Here is a 21,583-nt window from a genome sequence, read left to right as displayed (position 1 = left end):
TGGTCATCGCCGGTCCTCCGGCCCCGGTGCCCGGCGCTGGGAGAGCAGTTCGGCCGCCGCCTCCTGGTAGCGCAGCACCGCCTGCCCGGCGACCCGCAGATCGCACGGCGCACTCCACAGCATCCGGCGCGCCGCGTCGTAGCGCTCGATCAGCAGCGGGTCCTCGGCCAGACCGTGCCGGGCGACCTTCGCCTTGTACGCGTCGAGCCTGCCGCGCAGCTCCGCCCGCACCGCCAGCGGGGCCGTGACCGCGGTCAACGACTCACGGGCCCGCAGCAGTTCGTCCTCGGCCTCCCGCTCCAGCGTCTCCAGGAGCGGGGACAGCCGGTGCCACTGCGCATGTCTGCGGTACTCCGATGCGGCGGCCAGCCGCTCCTGGAGCACGGTCGCCGGGCCGCTGACCGCGGGCACCTCCGAGGCCGCGATCTTCGCCAGCACCTCGCCGCGCGCCGCCCGGGCCTCGGTCAGGGTGCGGTCCGCGCGGGAGAGCACGTCGCGCAGCTGGACCAGGCGCTGCTCGGCGTCCTGGCGCACCGCGAGCACCGCCTCGATCTCCCGGCGTACGTCGTCCAGGGCGCGGGCCGCCCGGTCGTAGCGCGCCGTGTCGGGGCGGCCGCCGCCGGGCGCCGAACTGCCCGGCCCCGGCAGCCAGAAGGCGAGCGGGTCGGAGATCACCTGGACGCGGAGCGTGGCCAGTTCGTGGGTGATCGCCTCCAGGTCGTCGCCCGCCGGGTGCTCACCGGGCCGCACCCCCACGGAGTGCGCCAGCGAACGCGTGCGGTGCAGCTCGGCGGCGAGCAGATCTATCCGGGCGGGCAGCGCGGACCACACGGAGTCGGAGGCGACGACCATGTCCAGCGAGCGGGCGTACAGCTCGTTCATCCGGGCGACCAGCTCCTCCAGCGTGAACCGCTCGGAGAGCCTGGCCGGGCCGTTGACCGAAGGATCGGGGCGGGCCGCCGCGTGCGCCACCGTGACGCCCTGGCCGCGCAGCAGCTCGGTGAGGGCCACCAGATCGTCCCGGTTGGGATAGCGGCGCCGGGCCCGCACCGCACGCGCCTGGGCGAGTGCCCCCGCGTAGGCGTCGAAGTACCCCCAGAGCAGCGTGATCGCCTGGTCGGTCGAGGCCCAGCGCTCCTTGGTGACGCCGGTCAGCTCGGCGCCCTCCAGGAGCCGGCGGCCCGCATGGTCCTGGAGGGCGAGGAGCGAGGTCTCGATCGCCTCGTGCTCCGCGCCGAGCCGGGCCAGCGCACGGTCCGCGTCGTCCCGGTCCATGACCGGGACGGGGGGCCCGGCCGCCTGGCCGGGGAAGGGGCCCGCGACGCCCATCGATCACCTCTCCGCTCTTCCCTCCGGGACGGGCCCCGGCAGGATCAGTACCACTGTCTCTCCGGCCGGGTCCGCTCCGTCGCGCCCACCCGGCCGGCCCGGCGTCAGTTGCTCCGGTACTTGGGGGCCGGCGGGGCCGTTATCCCCGGCAGACCGGCCTCCAGCCAGTTCCGGTACGACTGCATCCAGCGGCTGTCCTTGCCGCCCCTGCGGTAGTCCACCAGAACCTGGTTGACCCTGGCCACCAGGTCGTCCGCGCCGAGCTTCGCCGCCACGCCGTAGTACTCGGTGGTGAACGGCTTGTCGCCCTTGAGCTCGACCGCCGGGTCCTGGGCGGCCTGGCCGGCCGCCAGCGCGTTGTCCGTGACCACCGCGTCGACCTCGCCCAGCTGCAGCCGCACCAGGCAGTCCAGCTGATTGGGGACGGTGAGCTGGTCCTCGTCCGCCTCGGTACCGTCGTGCGGGTCCTTGAAGACCGCGCCGAACGACTGCTTCTCCAGCGCCTCGTAGGCGGTGGAGCCCTCGGCGGTGCAGACCCGCTTGCCGGTCAGGGACTTGTCGAAGCCGGTGATCGTCGAGTCCTTCGGCGCCAGGACCTGCTGCCCCGCCTGGAAGTAGGCCGTGGAGAACGAGACCTGCTTCAGCCGGCTGCAGTTGATGGTCATCGTCCGGACGACGACATCGACCTTGTCGTTCTCCAGCGCGGCGATCCGCTGGTTGGTGGGGATGGCCCGGAAGATCACCGCGTCGCGGTCGCCCAGGATGTTCTCGGCGATGGCCCGCACCAGATCGATGTCGAAGCCTTCGAGCTTGTCCTTGCCCTCACCGGCCGCCGTATTGCGGTAGCCCCAGCTGAAGCTGTTCTGGTCGACGCCCGCGATCAGCTTTCCGCGCTTCTTGATCTTCTCGATGTTCGGACCGCTGCCGGACGACGGCGGAAGGCTCGCCTCCGGGTCCGTGCAGTCGTCGGCCCTGATCTGCACGGCCCGGGCCGTGCCCGGCCCCGCGGCATCCCCGCCGAGGACCTGGGTGCCGCCGTGGGAGAGCGGCAGCAGGGTGAGCGCGGCCGTCACCGCGCAGGCCACGGCCATGCCCGTCACCCCGCCCCAGCCGCGCAGCCTGCCGGGGGCGGACCACCGGCCCGCGCGCTTCCTGGTCATCGCTGCCCCTCTCACCGGTACTCCGAGAGCCTGCGGTTGACTCCGACGATCGCGGCCACGGCGGCCAGTGCGGCCAGTGCGGCGGCCCCGGTCGGCAGCCCGCCCAGAGCCCCCTGTCCGTCCTTCGCGGCCCGGGTGAACTCGCCCTGCTCATGGGCGAGCGCCTGCTTCAGCGCGTCGTCCACCCGCTCGAAGGACTCACCCGTCGAGTCCTTCGCCCCGATGATCTGGGTCCGCGCACCCTCGTAGTCGCCGCTGTCGTCGGCCGTACGGGCCGTCCGGTGGCGGCCCTGCCACTCGGAGACGGCGTCGACGGCCTTCGCCACCGGTCCTCTTCCCTGCTCGTCGTCGGCCAGCTTCCCGGCTCTCCCCAGCTCTTCGCCGAGGGCCTTCATGCCCGTGCTGTAGTCGGTCTCGTACTTGTCGTTCCTGCCGTCCGCGGTGAGCACGGCGCCGCGGGCGACCAGAGTGAGGTTCTCATTGGCGCGCGCCTTCAGCGAGTCGATCCGCGCGTGATTGAGGACATCGAGGGACTGCTGCCCGTTGACATCGGCTCCATGCAGCGCGGACCGCGCCACCGTGTGCCCCACGGCCAGCCACAGCAGCAGCACCGTGGACGCCGCGGTCGCCACGAGCAGTCCGTGGTTGAACACCCGGTTCGTCCTGCGGTAGTTGCGCCGCTGCGCCCAGACCAGCCCGGCCAGTGCCACGACCCCGAGCCCGAGCGAGAAGAACGGCCACGCCCTGGCCGAGTCGCTGTCCTCGCCGAGCCGGCCGGTCTCCGCCGCGTACAGCCGCTCGGCGGCCGGCAGCATCACCTTGCTCATCCGCTGGTTGGCGTACCGGATGTAGGCGCCGCCCAGCGGAAGGCCCTGCCGGTTGTTGGCGCGAGCCCGCTCGATCAGGCCGGTGTACCGGGGGAGTTCCTTGTTGAGCGTGGTGATCTCCTGGCCGGACTTCGTCGACGCGTCGGTGTTGGCGGCGGCCTTCACCAGGAGACGGGACGCCTCCTCGATGTCCTTCTCGTACCGGTCGTGGACATCGCGCGGCTCCTGCGCCCCGGCCAGGAAGCCGCTCGCCGCGGCGGTGTCGGCGTCCGCCAGCGAACGGTAGATGGCCGCCGCGTCGGCGCTCAGCGGCTGGCTGCGGCCCACCACGTCGTCGGCGGCGGACGCCCGGTCGGCGATCTCGAAGGCCGTCACGGCCCCGAACGCCACGACGAGCAGGGCCAGCACGGCCCCGATGATCTGGAGCCTGCCCGGCTCGGTGGTGGCCGCGGCCCGCACCTTGCCGGCCGTCACGGACAGCACACCGCGCTGCGACGGAGCGGGTACGGTCGCGGGCACGGGCGGCTGTGCCCGCTCGTGCTCAGGCGCCGTGCGCACACTCGGTGGGTATGTCACTCGACCTCCCCCTCGGTCACTGACGGTGGCCCGGCCCCCGGCCGATCGGGGACTGGTGCCCGGCCATGAAGTATGGCCGCAGGGACCGGCATCCACACCACTTACGTCCGGATCCCGCACCGGTCCACGGATGCGCTCACACGCATTCGATCAAGGCATGCGCCGCCGATCAAGCCGATCGACGGACCAGTAACCGGAGCGGACCGATCTCCCCACTCATGAACACGTCCGGGACAACTGAACGGTTCCCGTGCGCGAGGGGCGTCCCGCGGCGCGAAAACGCGACGGAACGCCCCCCGGGGCACCTCGTGGGCCGTGTCGTGGATCACGGACGGCATGTCAGCTGTACTGCGCACGCAGCCTCTCGTGCACCGCGGCGGCCGCGCCCGTGCGATCCAGGCCCAGCAGCGCGGCCCCCAGCACCGGCGGCTGGGTCACCACCCGGATCTCCGCCTTCGGGGCCCGTACCGCAAGGAGTTCGGAGATCTTCGCGTCCAACTGCGGGTGCCGGGCGGCCAGTACGCTGCCGCCCAGCACCACCGGCGCCTCCTCGCCCAGCAGGTCCAGCCTGCCCAGCGCGACCGAGGCCATCGCGACGACCTCCTCCGCCAGCCGGTCCACCAGCGCACCCGCCACCGCGTCCCCGGCCGCCGCGGTCGCGAAGAGCACCGGAGCCAGCTCGTGCCGGCGCTCGAACTCGACCCGGCCCAGATGCAGCGCCTCGATCAGCGCGTACATCGAGCCGAGCCCGAAGTGCTCCGGCAGCGTACGGACCAGCTCGGTCGGCTCACCGCGCCCGTCCTCGGCCCGCGCGGCGAACCACATCGCCTCCTCGGCCAGCCCCGCACCGCCGCCCCAGTCACCGGAGATCCGGCCTATGGCGGGGAACCGCGCGGTCCGCCCGTCCGGCACCATGCCGACACAGTTGATCCCCGCGCCGCAGACCACGGCCACCCCGCGCGGCTCGTCCACCCCCGCGCGCAGTATCGCGAAGGTGTCGTTGCGCACCTCGACGGTGGCGCCCCAGCCCCGCGCGAGCAGCGCCGCGGCCAGCTGCTCCTCCTCCACCGGGAGGTCGGCGTTGGCGAGACAGGCGGACACGTGCGCGACGGGTCCGGCCGGTCCGCCGGAGAGCTCCAGCGCCCGGTCGACGGCCGCGCCGAGGACGTCGACGGCCGTCCCGATGCCCACGGCAGGCGGCTGGAAGCCACCGCCCCGGGCCTTCGAGAGCACCGTTCCGTCCGCACCGATCAGCGCCACGTCGGTCTTGCTGTTCCCCGCGTCGATCGCGAGGACCGAAGCGTTCACGCCCACGCCAGGTGCTCCCGGTTGTGCGCGATCAGCTTGTCGGTGAGCGCCTCGGCATACTCGAACTGGCCGATCAGCGGGTGCGCGAGCAGCGCCTTGAAGACCCGGTCCCGGCCGCCGCGCAGCGCGGCCTCCAGGGCGAGGTCCTCGTACGCCGTCACGTTGGCGATCAGACCGGCGTACAGCGGGTCCAGCTCGGGAACGGCGAGCGGCGTCGCGCCCGTGCCGTCGACCCGGGCCTGCACCTCGATGACCGCGTCGTCCGGCAGGAACGGCAGCGTGCCCCTGTTGTACGTGTTGACCACCTGCACCGCGGAGCCGCCCGAGCCGAGCAGCGAGGACGCCAGGTCCACGGCCGCCTCCGAGTAGAAGGCGCCGCCGCGCTTGGCGAGCAGCGCGGGCTTCTCGTCCAGCGCCGGATCGCCGTACATGGCGAGGAGTTCCTTCTCCATCGCGGCGACCTCGGCGGCCCGGGACGGCTTGGTGCCGAGCTCCCGCACGACCGCGTCGTGCGCGTAGAAGTAACGCAGGTAGTACGAGGGGACGACGCCGAGCCGGTCGGTGATCGCCCGCGGCATGCGCAGGTCGTCCGCGATCGTGTCGCCGTGCTCGGCGAGCAGCCTCGGCAGGACGTTCTCGCCGTCGGGGCCGCCGAGGCGCACCCCGAGTTCCCAGGTCAGGTGGTTGAGCCCGACATGGTCGAGGTGCACCTCGCCGGGGGTGACGTCGAGCAGCCGGGCGAACTTCCGCTGGAAGCCGATCGCGACGTTGCACAGGCCGACGGCCTTGTGGCCGGCCTGGAGCAGCGCCCGGGTGACGATGCCGACCGGGTTGGTGAAGTCGATGATCCAGGCATCGGGGTTGGTGCGGCGGACCCGCTCGGCGATGTCCAGGACGACCGGCACGGTGCGCATCGCCTTGGCGAGGCCGCCGGCGCCGGTGGTCTCCTGGCCGATGCAGCCGCACTCCAGCGGCCAGGTCTCGTCCTGGTTGCGGGCGGCCTGGCCGCCGACGCGCAGCTGGAGCAGGACCGCGTCGGCGTCGGCGACGCCCGCGTCGAGGTCCGAGGTGGTGACGATCCGCCCCGGGTGGCCCTGCTTGGCGAAGATCCGCCGGGCGAGGCCGCCGACGAGTTCCAGGCGGTCGGCCGCCGGGTCGACGAGCACCAGCTCCTCGATGGGCAGCGTGTCCCGCAGCCGGGCGAAGCCGTCGATCAGTTCAGGGGTGTAGGTGGACCCGCCACCAACTACTGCGAGCTTCATAGGTCAGCCCTTTACTCCGGTCAGTGTGACGCCCTCGACGAATGCCTTCTGTGCGAAGAAGAAGACGAGGATCACGGGGGCCATGACCAGTACGGTCGCGGCCATGGTCAGGTTCCAGTCGGTGTGGTGTGCGCTCTTGAAGGACTCCAGGCCGTAACTGAGCGTCCAGGCGGCCGGGTTCTCCGAGGCGTAGATCTGTGGGCCGAAGTAGTCGTTCCAGGCGTAGAAGAACTGGAAGAGGGCCACGGCGGCGATGCCCGGCTTCGCCATCGGCACGACGACCCTGAGCAGGGTGCGCAGTTCGCCGCAGCCGTCGACCTTCGCCGCGTCGAGGTACTCGTTCGGGATGGTCAGCAGGAACTGCCGCAGCAGGAAGATGGAGAACGCGTCCCCGAAGGCCATCGGGATGATCAGCGGCCAGAGCGTGCCGGACAGGTCCAGCTGCTTGGCCCAGAACAGGTACATCGGTATGACGACGACCTGCGGCGGCAGCATCATCATCGAGATGACCAGCATCAGCGACAGATGCCGGCCGCGGAAGCGGAACTTGGCGAGCGCGTACGCCACGGGCAGCGACGACACGACCGTGAGGACGGTGCCGAGTCCCGCGTACAGCAGGGTGTTGCGCCACCAGGTCAGGAAGCCGTCGGTCTCGAAGACCCGCTGGTAGTTGCTCCACTCGAAGGGGTGCGGCCACAGATCGCGGGTCAGCGCCTGCTGGCCGCTCATCAGCGAGGTGAGCACCAGGAAGACGAACGGCAGCACGAAGAAGAGCGCGGCGGCGACCCCGAGCGAGTGCACGGCGATCCAGTTCAGCAGCGCCCTGCGGCGCGCGACGCGTTCGGCCGGGGTGACCGGGCCGGTCGCGGGGTCGGCTTCCTTGACGGCGTCGAGTACCTGCGCCACGTCACTCACCTGCCTGGATCAGTCCGCTGCGGCGTCGCATCAGCAGTGTGGTGAACGCCATGGCGAGTACGAAGAGAACGAGCGCGACCACGCAGGCGGAGCCGTAGTCGAAGCGCTGGAAACCGAGGTTGTAGACGACCTGCGGAAGCGTCAGTGTCGACTTGTCGGGATAGCCCGGTTCGAACTGCTGCCCGGAGCCGCCCATCACGCCCGAGGCGACCTTCCCGGCCACGAAGGGCTGGGTGTAGTACTGCATCGTCTGGATGATCCCGGTGACCACCGCGAACATGATGATCGGCGAGATGTTCGGCAGGGTGACGAAGCGGAACCGCTGGAACGAGGTCGCCCCGTCCAGCTCCGCCGCCTCGTACTGTTCCTTCGGTACGTCCAGCAGGGCGGCCATGAAGATCACCATCAGGTCGCCCACCCCCCACACCGCGAGCGCGGTCAGGGCCGGCTTGGACCAGGCGGCGTCGGTGAACCAGCCGGGCGTGGGGAGCCCCAGCTCGCCGAGGATCGAATTGACCGGCCCGGTCCCCGGGTTGAGCAGGAAGACGAAGCCGAGCGTCGCCGCGACCGGCGGGGCCAGGTAGGGCAGGTAGAACAGGGTCCGGAAGACCCCGGCACCCGTCTTGATCTTCGTGATCAGCAGCCCGACACCGAGGCCGAACACCACCCGGCAGGTGACCATGACCACGACCAGCCAGAGCGTGTTGCGCAGCGCCGGCCAGAACAGCGGGTAGTCGTTGAAGACGAAGGACCAGTTCTTCAGCCCGCTGAACTCGGGGGCCGTGAAACCGTCGTACGAGGTGAAGGAGAAGTAGACGGTGGAGATCAGCGGGTAGGCGAAGAAGACGCAGAACCCGATCAGCCACGGCGACATGAAGGCCGCTGTCCGGAGCGCCGAGCGGCGGCGCTTCGCACGGAGTGTGTAGGTGGTCATCGCGGTTCTACTCCGCCTGTGCGATCGCCGCGTCGATTTCCTTGGCGGTCTTCTCCAGGCCCGCCTCGATGTCCGTCTGCTTGCCCTTCTCGATGTCGAATGCGAGGTTCTGCAGGGACACCAGGTACGCGCCGCCGTTCACCGAGGGCGGGGTGGTGGTGCTGTCCGGGTTCGCGGCGATGTCCAGGAAGGTCTTGAACCGCGGGTCGTACTTCAGCTTCGGCGACTTCAGCGCCGCCAGGGTGGACGGCACGTTGTGGATGGCGTTGGCGAAGTTCACGACGGCGTCGGTGTCGGTCGTCATGAACTTCACCAGCTCCCAGGCCGCGTTCTGCTTCTTCGAGGTGGCGGCGATCCCGGCGATGGTGCCGGTCAGGTAGCCCTTGCCGTAGGTGTCGGCCTCGTTGTCGGCGACGGGCATCGGGGCGACGCCGATCTCGAACTTCGGCTTGGTCTCCTCGGCCATCCCGAGCCGCCACTCGCCGTCCAGCTGCATGGCCACCTGGCCGGTGTGGAATGGGTGCTTGGCGCCCCACTCGTCACCGAACGACGTGCGGTACTTCTCCAGCTTCTCGTAACCGCCCAGGTCGTCGACCAGCTTCTTCTGGGTCTTGAGCATGGAGGCGAACGCCGGGTCCTTGGCGATGTTCGACTTGCCGTCCGCGTCGAAGTACTTCGGGTCCCAGCCGCCGAGGTAGTGCTCGGTCGTCGACTCGTAGCCGTGGTAGTTCGGCATGAAGCCGAGCTGCTCGTACGAATCGCCCTTGGTCTTCGTCAGCCGCTTGGCGGTCGCGGCCAGCTCCGACCAGGTCTGCGGGGGCCGCTTGATGCCGGCCTTCTCGAACGCGTCCTTGTTGTAGTAGAGGCCGTACGCGTCACCGAGCAGCGGCACGGTGCAGCGCACCCCGTCGAACTGCGTGTACTCGTTCATCGCCTTGGGGAAGGTCTTGTCCGGGTCGATCCCGTCCTTCTTCAGGAAGGGATTCAGATCGATGAACGCCTTCGACGAGCAGAACTTGCCGACATTGTTCGTGGTGAACGACGAGACGACGTCCGGGGCGTTCGAGCCGCCCGCCCGCAGCGCCTGGTTGATCTTGTCGTCGGTCATGTCGCCGACGACCTTCACATGGATGTTGGGGTGCGCCTTCTGGAAGGCGTCGACCGTCGCCTGGATGCCCGCGACCTCGTTCGGCGAGACCCAGCCGTGCCAGAAGGTGATGGTCGTCTCCTTGGACGGGTCATCACTGGCACCGGATTTGCTCTGGCCCGTACAGGCCGAGGCGAGCAGGGATATGGCGGCGGTCGCGGCGAGCGCGGCGGCCGTCTTCCGGCGGTTTCCGGACATGGCGGTCTCCCGGTGAAGGATGGGGGCGGGGGTACGGAGGAGGACAGGCCGAGAAGGGTCAGCGGGACGTGTCGAAGACTTCGTCACGGGTGGTGGCGAGCGCGCTCTCCAGCGCTCCGCGCAGTACGGGGCGGTGCTTCACTTCCCCGGCGATCAGCCGGGGCCGGGAGGCGGCCAGTTCGGTGAGCTCGGACGCCACCCGGCAGCGCAGCGGCTCGCCGCCGGCCGCGATGACCTCGCCGGACAGCACGACGACCTCCGGGTCGAGCACGGCGGTCAGGGAGGCGAGACCGGTCGCGAGTCCGGTGGCGAACAGATCGAGGAGCCGGGGGTACGGGCCGTCCTCGCCGGCCTCGGCGGCCTCGGCGGCGCGGGCGAGCAGCCGGGCCGCGACCTCGTGATGGGTGCCGGGCGCACGGATCAGCTCGTCGTCGATACCGAGCTCCCGGCCCAGCCGGGACAGCACCTGGGCGCCCGCCAGTTCCTGGAAGCCGCCCGCGTTCACCTTGGTGACCTGACGGACCAGCGGGGCGCCCGGCACCGGCAGGAAGCCGACCTCGCCCGCGCCGCCGGTGAAGCCGCGGTGCAGCCGTCCGTTGATGACGAGGGCGGCACCGAGCCCCTCCTCGTTCCACAGCAGGACGAAGTCCTCGTGCCCCCGCGCCGCGCCCGCCCGCTGCTCGGCCACCGCGACCAGGTTCACATCGTTCTCGTACTCCACCGGCATCGGCAGGAAGGCGGCCAGTTCCTCCAGCAGCGTGGGGGAGTGCCAGCCCGGCAGGTGCGAGGCGTACCGCAGCCGCCCGGTACCGGGGTCGAAGGCGCCCGGGGTGCCGATGACGACCCGGTGCACATCGGAACGGGTGAGCCCGGCGTCCTTCACCGCCCCGTCCAGTGCCTCGGCCACCTGCCGCACCACACTGTCGGCGCGCCGTCCGGGGGTGCGCAGCTCGAACTCCCCGACCGTCTCCCCGGTCACATCGGCGACGGCCGCGACGATCCGGCGGGCGTTCACATCCAGCCCCGCGACATGCGCGGCCCGCGCGTTCACCCCGTACAACTGCGCGTTGGGCCCCGGCCGCCCGGCCACGGTCCCGGTGGCGACGACCAGCCCGGCCGCCTCCAGCCGCGCCAGCAACTGCGAGGCGGTGGGCTTGGAGAGCCCGGTCAGCTTTCCGATCCTGGTCCGCGAGAGGGGGCCGTGCTCCAGCAGCAGATCGAGGGCGGCCCGGTCGTTCATGGCCCGCAGAACGCGGGGGGTACCCGGTGTGGTTCCGGCCATGAGTGCTGCACCTGCCCTCTGTTAGGAAAGTTTCCTATTCGGTGAGAGGACGGTATGCGCGCGTCACCTGGCCGTCAATGGGCAGCGCCGCGGTGGCAACCAAAGCGTTACCTGGCACACTTCCGGAATTTCCGGGTCCATGGTGACGCATGCCCAACCGGTTCTTCGGTGAACCGAGTTGGAACCGTGTCGGCCCGCCCGGCGAGTGCTACTTCGAGATGTTCGGCGGGGTGATCGGGGCCGTGGCCAGGGATTGCGGGGAAGTGGTCGAGGCGTAGGCCGAGGGGGCGGCCATGCCGGCCGCCGGGTCGGGGCCGGAGGGCTCGTCCGCCTGGGCCGGGACACCGCCGACGATGCGGATGCCCGCCTCGTCGAAGGCCTGCTTGATCCGCCAGCGCAGCTCGCGCTCCACACCCAGTGCCTTGCCGGGCATCGTCTTCGCGCTCAGCCGGACCGTCATCGAGTCCAGGAGCACCGAGTTCAGGCCCAGGATCTCCACCGGGCCCCACAGGCGCTCGTTCCAGGGGTCCTCCTTGGCCATCGCCGCGGCGGCCTCGGTGATCACCGCGCGTACCTTGCCGAGGTCCTCCGTCGGGCGCACCATCACATCGATGCCGGCCGTCGACCAGCCCTGGCTGAGGTTGCCGATCCGCTTCACCTCGCCGTTGCGGACGTACCAGATCTCGCCGTTGTCGCCGCGCAGCTTCGTGACCCGCAGACCGACCTCGATGACCTCGCCGGAGGCGACGCCCGCGTCGACGGTGTCGCCGACGCCGTACTGGTCCTCCAGGATCATGAAGACACCGGAGAGGAAGTCGGTGACCAGGTTGCGCGCACCGAAACCGATCGCCACACCGGCCACCCCGGCGGAGGCCAGCAGCGGGGCCAGGTTGATCTCGAACGCGCCCAGGATCATCAGGACGGCCGTACCGAGGATCAGGAACGACGCGACCGAGCGGAGTACGGAGCCGATCGCCTCCGAGCGCTGACGACGGCGCTCCGCGTTGACCAGCAGCCCGCCCAGCGTGGTGCCCTCGACCGCCTGGGCACTGCGGTTCATCCGTTCTATGAGCTTGGTCAGCGCACGCCGGACCGCGATGCGCAGCGTCACCGCGACGGCCGCGATGAGCATGATCCGAAGGCCGGTGCTCAGCCAGGTGGACCAGTTCTCCTGCACCCAGCTCGCTGCGTCGCCGGCCTGCTTGGCGGCATCGTCCAGCGAGCTGCCGGGCTCGGGCGACGGGGCTGCGGCCAACAGGGCGGACAGGGACACGGTGGGACCTCCAGTCGGGCGACGGCCGTCCGACCACATTAACGGGGTATCGGGAATGCTCCGTTGCCCCGAGAGAGCGGCGGGAAACACATCGATCGGGGGATACAGAGGGCGGTGGGCGGCGGCGGGACGGTACCGGCGGCGGCCTCCTGTGGCCGATCGCACACCCGACGGGGCCGCCCGGCGCCCGTGGCCCGGGCAAAAATCCTTCCGGCCCGTTACCCGCACGTGGTGGCGCTTCCACCAGGCAGGAGTAGAGACTGAGATCGGATCGTCCCGGCGCGAGCCACGCGCCGCCGGCGTACAAGGAGGCATCCACCGTGCCGCATGTCCTGGTTCTCAACGCGTCGTACGAGCCACTCGGCGTCGTACCGCTCCGCCGCGCGCTCGTCCTCGTCCTCGAAAACAAGGCCATCTGCCTAGAGGAGTCCGGCGCCTTCATGCACAGTGCCACCCGGGCCGTCCCGGCGCCCAGCGTCGTCCGCCTGAAGCGGTTCGTACGGGTTCCCTACCGGGGGCCCGTACCGCTGACGCGCAGGGCGCTGTTCGCCCGGGACGGGGGGCGCTGCATGTACTGCGGCGCCGCCGCGACCAGCGTCGACCACGTGATTCCGCGCAGCCGCGGCGGACAGCACGTCTGGGACAACGTGGTGGCGGCCTGCCGCCGCTGCAACCACGTCAAGGCGGACCGGCACCTGCCGGAGCTCGGCTGGCGGCTGCACCAGCAGCCCGCCCCGCCGACGGGGCTCGCCTGGCGGATCATCGGCACGGGACACCGCGACCCGCGCTGGCTGCCGTACTTGCAACCGTTCGGAGCGGACGACGCCATGGCCCGGATCGACGGCATCTCAGCCTGAGGGATCCGGGCCTTCCGCGTCCCGGGGCGGAAAGGGCCGGACCGTTACTCCGTCGGGGCGACGGCGTACGCCTCCACCGACCAGAGCGAATAGCCGAACTCGGTGCCCCGGGCATCGCCCTGGACCCTGAGGTAGCGGGCGTCCTTCGCGTCCATCCGGACCGATTCGCGCCCGCCCCTGCCCTCCCGGACGGTCGCCGCCGTGCGCCAGTTGCGGCCGTCCGGGGAGACCTGGACGCGGTAGCGGGTGGCGTACGCGTCCTGCCAGTGCAGCACCACCTGGCCTATCCGGGCGGCCCGCGGCAGTCGTGCCTGCCACCAGGCGCCGTCCTCGGCCGGTGAGGACCAGCGGGTCTCCGGATCGCCGTCGGACGCGGCCGCCGCCGGGAAGTCCGGGGTCTCGTCGCCGGACGAGGACGCGTCGGCGGTGCGCAGCAGATCGGGGCCCGCGGTGCGCGGGAACGCCCGGACGGTGAGCGTGCTGCGTTCGTCGCCGAAGCTGAACGGCACCTCGTACTCCCCGGCCGGGGTGCCCGCCGGGACCGTGATCTCCACGGGCACGTCGGTACGGGAGCCGCGCGGCACCCGCGTCTGCTTCGGGACCTCCACCCTGATGCCCCTGGGCGCCTTCGCGGTGAGCGCGCCGCGCACCTCGGCGGGGCGGCGGGCGGCGAGGCGCGCCTCGACCCGCTGCGGCCCGCCGCCGATCTCGGCGTCCGTCTCGCCGCGTGCCAGATCGAGCCGGGCCGCCGGCTCGTCCCCGAACCAGGGCACGAGCGCGTGCACCCGCGGAGCCGGCGGCGGGGCGCTCCCGGAGGCGCTGCCTCCCGGGGCCATCGGCGCCACCGTGCGGGAGACGACCGGGGGCATCGCCGGGACGCCCGTGGGCCGGCTGATACGGATCGCGTCGGCCCGCAGACCCTTCGCCGCCGTCTGGGTCCAGCCGCTCGCCGACAGCGCGCCCAGGCGACGCCAGCCCTCGCCGGGCACATGGGCCTCCAGCACCGCGCCCTCCACCGTGTCGCCGGGCACGGTCATCGCCGTCACGGTCTCCACCGGGCGGGCCCGGTTCAGCCGGACCGTGTAGCTGCCCGGGGCCTTTGTGACCGTACCGGCGTCGCGGTCCGCGCCCGTCCAGGCATCCGCCTCCCGGCGCACCCGGTCCAGGAACGGGCCCAGCACCCCCTTGCCGACCGTCGCGCCGCCCGCCTTGGCGGCCTTGCGCACCGGCTCCAGGGCCAGCGACGCCTTCCACGCGGCGTCGCCGTCGCCGCGCGACTGTGCCTGGAGCAGGTCGACCGCCAGTTCACCCGCCCGGCCGTACCGGGACAACTGCTCCGTCCACGGTCGCACTTCGTCGTCCAGGCGCCCGTCCGCCAGGCCCTTCAGCCGCTGCGGGGCCTCCCGCATCACGGTGAACGCCTCCCGCAGCCTGCGCGCCGCGTCGGCCCGCTCCGTGGCGTCGTGCCCCGCGCGGGCCTTCCAGAACGCGGCCAGCAGCGGCCGCAGGTACGCGGACTCGTCGCCGCCCAGCACGGACGTCGCACTGTTCCCGGCCAGCGCCCGCAGCGCGTCCCTGGTGCGCGTGTCACCGCCCGCCAGGTCGTCGATCGCCGCCTGCCAGGACTCCTGCGGCCGGTAACCCCTCGGGTTCCAGGCGAAGTCGGCGGCGGTGAACAGCGGGATGCGGGACGCGGACGGCTGCTCCATCGCGTTGGCGAGCAGCGCCGCGGACCCGATGGCCACCGCGGGGTCCCGGCCGGTGTACGGACCGAGGAATATCCGGTCCTGCGCGTAGTCGTTGACCGGGTAGTTGTCCATCGTGACCAGCGGATGCCCGAACGCGGCGCGGGCACCGGCCAGCTCCCCGCCGGTGATGGTCCTCGGCACGACCCCGACGCCGGTCCAGGCGATCTGGACCCGGTCGTCCAGTTCCTCGGCGAGCGCCGTGCGGTAGTCGGTGGACCCGTCCTGGTAGAACTCCGTCGGCATCACCGACAGCGGCTGCGAACCCGGGTACCGGTCCGCGAGATGGCGCGCCACCTCGCCGGCCACCCGCGCCTGCGCCCCGGCCGCCGCCCGCGGGCCGCTGCCGAAGGTGTCGGCGTCGCCGTCGCAGTGCCATTCGCTGTAGCTGACGTCCTGGAACTGGAGCTGGAAGGCCCGCACGCCCAGCGCCCACATCGCGTCGAGCTTCTTCGTCAGCGCCTTCACGTCGCCGGCCGAGGACATGCACATGGCCTGGCCGGGGGAGACGGCCCAGCCGAGCGTCACATGCTCGGCGCGGGCCCGCTCGGCCAGCGCCCGGAAGTCGGCCCGCCGGCCCGCCGGGTACGGGTCGCGCCAACGGGCCTGGCGGTACGGATCGTCACCCGCCGCGTACAGGTACCTGTTCTGCTTGGTGCGCCCCATGAAGCCGATCTGGGCCAGCCGCTCCTCGTGGGTCCAGGGCTGCCCGTAGAAGCCCTCGGTCATGCCGCGCACGGCGGTGCCCGGCCAGTCCCTGACGGTGACCCCGGCGACGCTCCCGTCCCGGACCAGCTGACGCAGTGTCTGCACGCCGTGGAAGAGGCCGTCCTCGCCGACCCCGTCCACGGCGACGGTGTCCCGGCCCGCGACCCGGCCGGCCGCGATCCGGTAGCCCCCGGAGGGCAGGTCGCCGCGCGCGGGGGCGCGCAGGGTGCGCAGCGCGTCCCGGGCGCCGTCGCCGCCGAGCCTGATGACCGGGCCGCGGCCCGGCAGCGCCTCGTGGACGGTCCGCACGCCCGCGTCCCGCAGGATCTGCCGGAGCGCGTCGACCGCGTACGGATCGGCGTGGGCGCCAGCGGCGAGGGTGACCTCGGCGGAGAGCGGCACGGATGTTCCGGCGGCCTCGATGGACTGCGGCCGGGGCCATACGGAGGGCAGTGCCGCGTCGTCCGTGCGGTCGGGGTTGGTGACGGCGGTGGAGCCGGGCGCGGAAGGGGCCGCGACGGCGGCCGGGGTGCCCGTGGAGAGCAGTCCGCCGAGCACGGCGACCGCGATGGCCGTTGCCTGCGTTCCGCGCCTGAGCCGCATCGCTCGTCTCCCTCGTTCCCGCCGGTGGGCTCCGAGCCCACCACCCGCGCGCGAGGGTGTCAATGCGCGTGGGTGGTGTGCCGGAAATGCCCGATGCCGCAGGTGGGGCGGGGGTCGGCGGGCCGGGGCCGCCGACGCCAAAGATGACGCCGGATGGCCGAAAACAGCGGACAACTTGCGGAGAACGGGCCCAAGGGGAACGGAATGTGACCCAGAGCACGTTCAATTCGTTGTGATGGCGCCTGCCCGGTGGTCGAGTCCGCGGGCAGGCCCGCTGTGTCCTGTTTCCCCACGGCCAGGAGGCCGCCATGCCCGCCGTCGCGAAGCGTCCGCTCTCCGCCCTCCCGGGACAGGCACCCGGCCCCGCCGCCCCGCCGCCCCTCGCGCAGCCGGCTCCCGCGCCCGGCCCCGGCCCGCTGACCAGCGAGCCGCCGCTCGCCGACGCGATACCTCTCACCAGCGAGCCGCCGCTCGCCGACGCCACCCCCCTGACCAGCGAACCCCCGCTCGCCGTCAACGCCCCGCTGACCAGCGAGCCGGCCACGTCCGGCGCCGCATGGGGCACGGAGTTCCCAGGAGTCTGAATGGGCTTGGACCGGCTCGCCGCGCTGCACGGCGTCGCCACCTCCTACTCCCCGTCCGCCGACGTCACCGTGTCCGTCTCCGATGACACGGTCGTCGCCGTGCTCGCCGCGCTCGGTGTGGACGCCACCACGCCCGAAGCGGTACGGGAATCGCTCGCCGCCGCCGAGTCCTCGGCCCGCTCCCGGCTGCTCCCGCCGACGCTGGTGGTGTGGACCGGTGAGCCGCTGCCCGGGGCCCTGACCGCCCTCCCGCCCGGCACCACGCTGGAGATCGCCCTCGAGGACCCCGGTTCGGCCCCGCCCCCGCGGATGCGCATTCCGGCCGACCGACCGGATCCGGCCGTTTCGGTGCGGGGCGCCGACGGCGGGCGGGCGGACCCGGTGGACGCGGAAGGGGCGGGCGACGGTACGGGGGCGCCCGTGGTCCCCGCCTGGTGGACCGGGCCGCCGCTCGGGGTGCACCGGCTCGCCGTGCGGGCTCCCGGCGGCCGCAGTGCGACCGGCACGCTCGTCGTCGCCCCGCCCCGGGCACCCCGGCCGCCCGCCCGCAGCCACGGCTTCCTCGTCCAGCTCTACTCCCTGCTCTCCGCCCGCTCCTGGGGCATGGGCGACCTGGGGGACCTCGCCGACCTCGCGGCCTGGTCCGGGCGGACCCTCGGCGCCGGATTCGTCCAGGTCAACCCGCTCCACGCCGCCGTGCCCGGCCGGCCCACCGACCCCTCCCCGTACCGCCCCTCGTCGCGGCGCTTCCCCGACCCCGTGCATCTGCACATCGAGTCCGTCCCCGAGTACGGGCACGTGACGGACCGGGCCACCCTCGACGACCTGCGCCAGGACGCCGCGGCACTCGGCGACACCGTCCTGAACAAGGGCGCGCTGATCGACCGCGACGCCGTCTGGGACCTCAAGCGCCAGGCTCTCGAACTCGTGCGGCAGGTGCCCCTCACCCCCGGCCGCCGCGCCGCGTACTGCGACTTCCTGGCCGAGCAGGGACAGGCCCTGGAGGACCACGCCCTGTGGTGCGCCCTCGCCGAGGTGCACGGCCCCGACTGGCACAGCTGGCCCGCCGGGCTGCGCGACCCCCGCTCCGAGGAGACCGCCCGCGCCCGCGGCGAACTGCTGGACCGGGTCGACTTCCACTGCCGGCTCGCCTGGCTGACCGACGGTCAGCTCGCCGCCGCCCAGCGCGCCGCCCTCGACGCCGGCATGACCGTCGGCATCGTCCACGACCTCGCCGTCGGCGTGCACCCCGGCGGCGCCGACGCCTGGGCCCAGCAGGACGCCTTCGCGCACGGCATGTCCGTCGGCGCGCCGCCCGACGCCTTCAACGCCCGCGGCCAGGACTGGGGCCTGCCGCCGTGGCGCCCGGACGTCCTCGCCGCCTCCGGCTACGCCCCCTACCGCGGACTGCTGCGCGGGCTCCTCGCCCACGCGGGCGCCCTGCGCATCGACCACGTCATGGGCCTGTCCCGGCTCTGGTGGGTGCCGGAAGGGCGCCCGCCCACCGAGGGCACCTATGTCACCCACGACGCCGAGGCGATGCTCGCCGTCCTCGTCCTGGAGGCGCACCGGGCCGGCGCGGTCGTCATGGGCGAGGACCTCGGCACGGTCGAGCCGGGGTTCCGCGAGGCGCTGGCCCGGCGCGGCGTGCTCGGCACCTCCGTCCTCTGGTTCGAACGGGACTGGGCGGGCACCGGCCGCCCGCTGGCCCCCGAGGAGTGGCGCGAGGCCTGCCTCGCCACCGTCACGACGCACGACCTGCCGCCCACCGCGGCCCGGCTGACCGGCGACCACGTGACGCTGCGCCACCACCTCGGCCTGCTCACCCGCCCCCTCGACCAGGAGCTGACGGCGGACGCGGCCGACACCGCCGAGTGGCTGGGGTATCTCACCAGGCTCGGCCTGCTCCCCGAGGGCGAGGACGACGAGGAGGGCGCCGTCCGAGCCGTGCACCGCTTCCTGCTGCGCACCCCCGCCCGCATGACCGGCGTCTGGCTGCCCGACACACTCGGCGACCGCCGCCCGCAGAACCTCCCCGGCACCTGGGACCAGTACCCCAACTGGCGCCTGCCCGTCGCCGATGCGGAGGGCCACCCGGTCACCCTGGAGGAACTGGCCGCCGCACCCCGCCTGCACCGGCTGATGGAGGTCTTCCGGCCCCGCGAGGACCGCCCGGACCCCGCCGGGTGACCCCGCCCCGAACCCCGCCCCCGGCCCCGTACGGCACCCCCGGGCGCGCGCCCCTCGCGGGCGTTCGCTACGTTTGCACCGTGGACAAGAAGAACGCTATGCGCGCCGGCGCCGTCGCGGCCGGAACGACGCTGATGATGCTGCTCATGTCGTCCCCCGCGCTCGCGCTCACCCGCGACGACGGTGACGACCCGGGGCCCGGCCTGAGCGCGATGGAGACCATCGGCCTCTACGTCGTGGCACCCATCGTCCTGTTCCTGGTGATCACGGGCCTGGTCATGGTCCTGGACAAGTCCAAGAAGCAGGCCTAGTACCCACACGTTCCTCCCGAGTGCGCCGCAGGTGCTTTTGCGAGTACCGCGCGGCGCACACGCATGTCCGCGGCCGGGCACCCGGGCGCGGACGCCCCGTCCCGCGGCGCCGGGTAGGTTGCGGCCATGATCGAGTGGGACGTCAAGAAGCTCCGCATCCTGCGCACCCTGCGCGACCGGGGCACGGTCACCGCGACCGCGCAGGCCCTGCTGATGACGCCCTCCGCGGTCTCGCAGCAGCTGTCCAGCCTCTCCAGGCAGCTCGGCGTGCCGCTCCTGGAGGCCCAGGGCAGGCGCGTCCGGCTCACCGACGCCGCGCACCTCGTGCTGCGCCACGCCGAGGCCGTCTTCGCCCAACTGGAGCGCGCGGACGCCGAGCTGACCGGCTATCTGCGCGGCGAGGCCGGTGAGGTGCGGATCGCCGCGTTCTCCACGGCCGTGCCCGCCCTCGTCGTACCGGCGATCCAGCGGCTGCGCGCCGAGGAACGGCCGGGGCCGGACGTGCGGGTGCGGGAGGCCGAGGCCGCGCAGGCGTACGAACTCCTGGTCGCCGGTGACGTCGACCTCGCCCTGTCGCTCGCCGCGCACGCCCCGACCGCCCGCGACCCCCGGTTCGCGGTGCTGCCCCTGCTTGCCGACCCGCTGGACGTGGCCCTGCCCGCGGACCACCGCCTCGCCGCCGCTCCCGCCCTGCGCCTGGCGGACCTCTCCGGCGACCCGTGGATCTTCGGAGGCTCGGGGCCCTGGTCGCAGATCACGACGGCGGCCTGCGAAGCCGCCGGATTCGTGCCCGAGCAGGCGCACAGCGCCTCCGGCTGGACGGCGATCCTGGCCATGGTCGAGGCGGGCATGGGAGTGGCGCTGGTCCCGCGCATGGCGTCGGCGGAGCGGAGCGGCCGGGGCGGCGTGGTGATGCGCGCCCTCGACGCCGATCAGCCGCGCCGGCATGTGGTGGCGGCGGTACGACAGGGCGCCGAACGGGGCCCCGCGGTGGCCAGGGTCCTCGCGGCGCTCACCGCGACCGCCGAATCGTTCACTTCGACTGAATAAACAATGCAAAAACTTTCGATGGACCTGATGGGTTGTTCGCCGTGACAGTAGGCCCATGACCTTCGACCAGAATGAGAACCACCACGAGGACCCCCACGCCAACGACGCGGCCCCGTACGGCGGTGGTGACCCGTATGCCGACTACCGCACCACCGACCTCCCCTTCACCGAGCTCGTCGATCTCGCCGACCGCCGCCTCGGCGCGGGCGTGATCGCCGCCAACGACGAGTTCTTCGCCCAGCGAGAGAACCTCCTGCTCCGGGAGCGGGCGGTCTTCGACCCCGAGCACTTCGGCCACAAGGGCAAGATCATGGACGGCTGGGAGACCCGCCGCCGGCGCGGCGCGGACGCCGACAACCCGTTCCCGGCCCCCGGCGAGCACGACTGGGCCCTGGTCCGGCTCGGTGCCCCCGGCATCATCCGCGGCATCGTCGTCGACACGGCCCACTTCCGCGGCAACTACCCGCAGCGCGTCTCGATCCAGGCCACCGCGGTCGAGGGCTCGCCCAGCCCCGCCGAGCTCCTCGCCGACGACGTGAAGTGGGAGGAGATCGTCCCGCCGACCCCCGTACGCGGCCACGCCGCCAACGGCTTCGAGATCACCGGCGGCCGCCGGTGCACCCACGTACGCCTGTGCCAGCACCCCGACGGCGGCATCGCCCGTCTCCGCGTCCACGGCGAGGTCCTGCCCGACCCGTCGTGGCTGGCCACCCTCGGCACGTTCGACCTGATCTCGGTCCTGAACGGCGGCAGCTACGAGGACGCCTCCGACCGCTTCTACTCCTCGCCGACCCAGATCATCCTGCCCGGCACCTCCCGCAAGATGGACGACGGCTGGGAGAACCGCCGCCGCCGGGTCCGCGACACCAACGACTGGGTGCGCTTCCGCCTTCCCGCCCAGGGCGCGGTCCGGGCCATCGAGATCGACACCGCCTACCTCAAGGGCAACTCGGCGGGCTGGATCGCCCTCCAGGGCCGCAACGGCGAGACCGGCGAGTGGTTCGAGATCATCCCCCGCACCAGGCTCCAGCCCGACACCCTGCACCGTTTCCCGCTCCGCGCCCAGGCGATCGTCACCCACGTCCGCCTCGACGCCTTCCCGGACGGCGGCGTCGCCCGCATGCGCCTGCACGGCAGCCTGACGGAGACCGGCGCGGCCGAACTGGCCCGCCGCTACGAGGAGTCCGGCGCCTGACCGGACCGGCTCCCCGGGCACCCCTGCTCCCGCCCGTCGGACGGCTGCGCGACCGCGCCCGTCCGACGGGCGGGTTTCCAGCACCACACCGCCCGGAGCACGAGGAAGGGGCGCCCCCACCGCGGGAGG

General features: G+C 72.6%; 17 protein-coding genes. 6 read left to right on the top strand and 11 right to left on the bottom strand.

The window, feature by feature from the left end:
- Positions 1–3: 3 nt before the first annotated feature.
- From ACWCPY_RS09070 to ACWCPY_RS09025, 10 genes are all read right to left on the bottom strand, one after another.
- Positions 4–1,329 carry a hypothetical protein gene (locus ACWCPY_RS09070; protein ID WP_451263677.1) on the bottom strand — a complete coding sequence of 442 codons (1,326 nt, stop codon included), beginning with the start codon at positions 1,327–1,329 and terminating at the stop codon, positions 4–6.
- A gap of 104 nt (positions 1,330–1,433) precedes the next feature.
- Complete coding sequence (locus ACWCPY_RS09065; RefSeq protein ID WP_451263676.1) at positions 1,434–2,489, bottom strand: glutamate ABC transporter substrate-binding protein; 1,056 nt, start codon at positions 2,487–2,489, stop codon at positions 1,434–1,436.
- Positions 2,490–2,500: 11 nt separating this feature from the next.
- Positions 2,501–3,835: a hypothetical protein gene (locus tag ACWCPY_RS09060; protein WP_451263728.1), complete on the bottom strand. Its 1,335-nt coding sequence runs from the start codon at positions 3,833–3,835 to the stop codon at positions 2,501–2,503.
- Between the two features lie 396 nt (positions 3,836–4,231).
- On the bottom strand, positions 4,232–5,206 hold the full coding sequence (locus ACWCPY_RS09055) for an N-acetylglucosamine kinase (RefSeq protein ID WP_451263675.1): 975 nt from the start codon (positions 5,204–5,206) through the stop codon (positions 4,232–4,234).
- Entirely contained in the window at positions 5,197–6,462 is a 1,266-nt protein-coding gene (locus ACWCPY_RS09050) for a 6-phospho-beta-glucosidase (RefSeq protein WP_403771807.1), read from the bottom strand. The genes ACWCPY_RS09055 and ACWCPY_RS09050 overlap by 10 nt, the downstream gene beginning before the upstream one ends.
- Positions 6,463–6,465: 3 nt before the next feature.
- Positions 6,466–7,368 (bottom strand): carbohydrate ABC transporter permease, encoded by a 903-nt coding sequence (locus tag ACWCPY_RS09045; protein ID WP_451263674.1) that lies wholly within the window; start codon positions 7,366–7,368, stop codon positions 6,466–6,468.
- 1 nt (position 7,369) lies between these two features.
- Positions 7,370–8,311: a carbohydrate ABC transporter permease gene (locus tag ACWCPY_RS09040; RefSeq protein WP_451263673.1), complete on the bottom strand. Its 942-nt coding sequence runs from the start codon at positions 8,309–8,311 to the stop codon at positions 7,370–7,372.
- A 7-nt stretch (positions 8,312–8,318) separates the two neighbouring features.
- Entirely contained in the window at positions 8,319–9,656 is a 1,338-nt protein-coding gene (locus ACWCPY_RS09035; protein ID WP_451263672.1) for an ABC transporter substrate-binding protein, read from the bottom strand.
- A gap of 58 nt (positions 9,657–9,714) precedes the next feature.
- Entirely contained in the window at positions 9,715–10,938 is a 1,224-nt protein-coding gene (locus ACWCPY_RS09030; protein ID WP_451263671.1) for an ROK family transcriptional regulator, read from the bottom strand.
- 208 nt (positions 10,939–11,146) lie between these two features.
- Complete coding sequence (locus ACWCPY_RS09025) at positions 11,147–12,211, bottom strand: mechanosensitive ion channel family protein (protein WP_451263670.1); 1,065 nt, start codon at positions 12,209–12,211, stop codon at positions 11,147–11,149.
- Positions 12,212–12,531: 320 nt separating this feature from the next.
- Between ACWCPY_RS09025 and ACWCPY_RS09020 the strand changes: the two genes are divergently transcribed.
- A complete protein-coding gene (locus ACWCPY_RS09020) occupies positions 12,532–13,068 on the top strand; it encodes an HNH endonuclease (RefSeq protein ID WP_350995451.1) in 537 nt (178 codons plus the stop codon).
- A 44-nt stretch (positions 13,069–13,112) separates the two neighbouring features.
- Here the strand turns inward: ACWCPY_RS09020 and ACWCPY_RS09015 are convergent, their stop codons facing one another.
- On the bottom strand, positions 13,113–16,124 hold the full coding sequence (locus ACWCPY_RS09015; protein WP_451263669.1) for a beta-N-acetylglucosaminidase domain-containing protein: 3,012 nt from the start codon (positions 16,122–16,124) through the stop codon (positions 13,113–13,115).
- Between the two features lie 308 nt (positions 16,125–16,432).
- Between ACWCPY_RS09015 and ACWCPY_RS09010 the strand changes: the two genes are divergently transcribed.
- The 5 genes from ACWCPY_RS09010 to alc all read left to right on the top strand — a co-directional run bounded on the left by ACWCPY_RS09010 (position 16,433) and on the right by alc (position 21,454).
- The gene (locus ACWCPY_RS09010) at positions 16,433–16,708 is read left to right on the top strand and encodes a hypothetical protein (RefSeq protein ID WP_451263668.1); all 276 of its coding nucleotides are present in this window, start codon (positions 16,433–16,435) and stop codon (positions 16,706–16,708) included.
- Positions 16,709–18,898 (top strand): 4-alpha-glucanotransferase, encoded by a 2,190-nt coding sequence (gene malQ, locus ACWCPY_RS09005; RefSeq protein WP_451263667.1) that lies wholly within the window; start codon positions 16,709–16,711, stop codon positions 18,896–18,898.
- Positions 18,899–18,978: 80 nt separating this feature from the next.
- Positions 18,979–19,209, top strand: coding sequence for a hypothetical protein (locus ACWCPY_RS09000; RefSeq protein WP_124717671.1), 231 nt, complete (start codon positions 18,979–18,981; stop codon positions 19,207–19,209).
- A gap of 126 nt (positions 19,210–19,335) precedes the next feature.
- On the top strand, positions 19,336–20,259 hold the full coding sequence (locus tag ACWCPY_RS08995) for a LysR family transcriptional regulator (RefSeq protein WP_451263666.1): 924 nt from the start codon (positions 19,336–19,338) through the stop codon (positions 20,257–20,259).
- Between the two features lie 55 nt (positions 20,260–20,314).
- Positions 20,315–21,454: an allantoicase gene (alc, locus tag ACWCPY_RS08990; RefSeq protein WP_451263665.1), complete on the top strand. Its 1,140-nt coding sequence runs from the start codon at positions 20,315–20,317 to the stop codon at positions 21,452–21,454.
- Positions 21,455–21,583 lie beyond the last annotated feature (129 nt).

It is taken from the genome of Streptomyces sp. NPDC002403 (assembly GCF_053593015.1).
This window is presented reverse-complemented; position numbering and strand designations above follow the sequence as displayed.

Excerpts from the sequence above, each read along its gene's own strand:
- ACWCPY_RS09035 (WP_451263672.1), bottom strand. The coding sequence starts at position 9,656 with ATGTCCGGAAACCGCCGGAAGACGGCCGCCGCGCTCGCCGCGACCGCC.
- malQ (WP_451263667.1), top strand. The coding sequence starts at position 16,709 with ATGGGCTTGGACCGGCTCGCCGCGCTGCACGGCGTCGCCACCTCCTAC.
- ACWCPY_RS09010 (WP_451263668.1), top strand. The coding sequence starts at position 16,433 with ATGCCCGCCGTCGCGAAGCGTCCGCTCTCCGCCCTCCCGGGACAGGCA.
- ACWCPY_RS09070 (WP_451263677.1), bottom strand. The coding sequence starts at position 1,329 with ATGGGCGTCGCGGGCCCCTTCCCCGGCCAGGCGGCCGGGCCCCCCGTC.
- ACWCPY_RS09050 (WP_403771807.1), bottom strand. The coding sequence starts at position 6,462 with ATGAAGCTCGCAGTAGTTGGTGGCGGGTCCACCTACACCCCTGAACTG.
- ACWCPY_RS08995 (WP_451263666.1), top strand. The coding sequence starts at position 19,336 with ATGATCGAGTGGGACGTCAAGAAGCTCCGCATCCTGCGCACCCTGCGC.
- ACWCPY_RS09015 (WP_451263669.1), bottom strand. The coding sequence starts at position 16,124 with ATGCGGCTCAGGCGCGGAACGCAGGCAACGGCCATCGCGGTCGCCGTG.
- ACWCPY_RS09065 (WP_451263676.1), bottom strand. The coding sequence starts at position 2,489 with ATGACCAGGAAGCGCGCGGGCCGGTGGTCCGCCCCCGGCAGGCTGCGC.
- ACWCPY_RS09030 (WP_451263671.1), bottom strand. The coding sequence starts at position 10,938 with ATGGCCGGAACCACACCGGGTACCCCCCGCGTTCTGCGGGCCATGAAC.
- alc (WP_451263665.1), top strand. The coding sequence starts at position 20,315 with ATGACCTTCGACCAGAATGAGAACCACCACGAGGACCCCCACGCCAAC.
- ACWCPY_RS09040 (WP_451263673.1), bottom strand. The coding sequence starts at position 8,311 with ATGACCACCTACACACTCCGTGCGAAGCGCCGCCGCTCGGCGCTCCGG.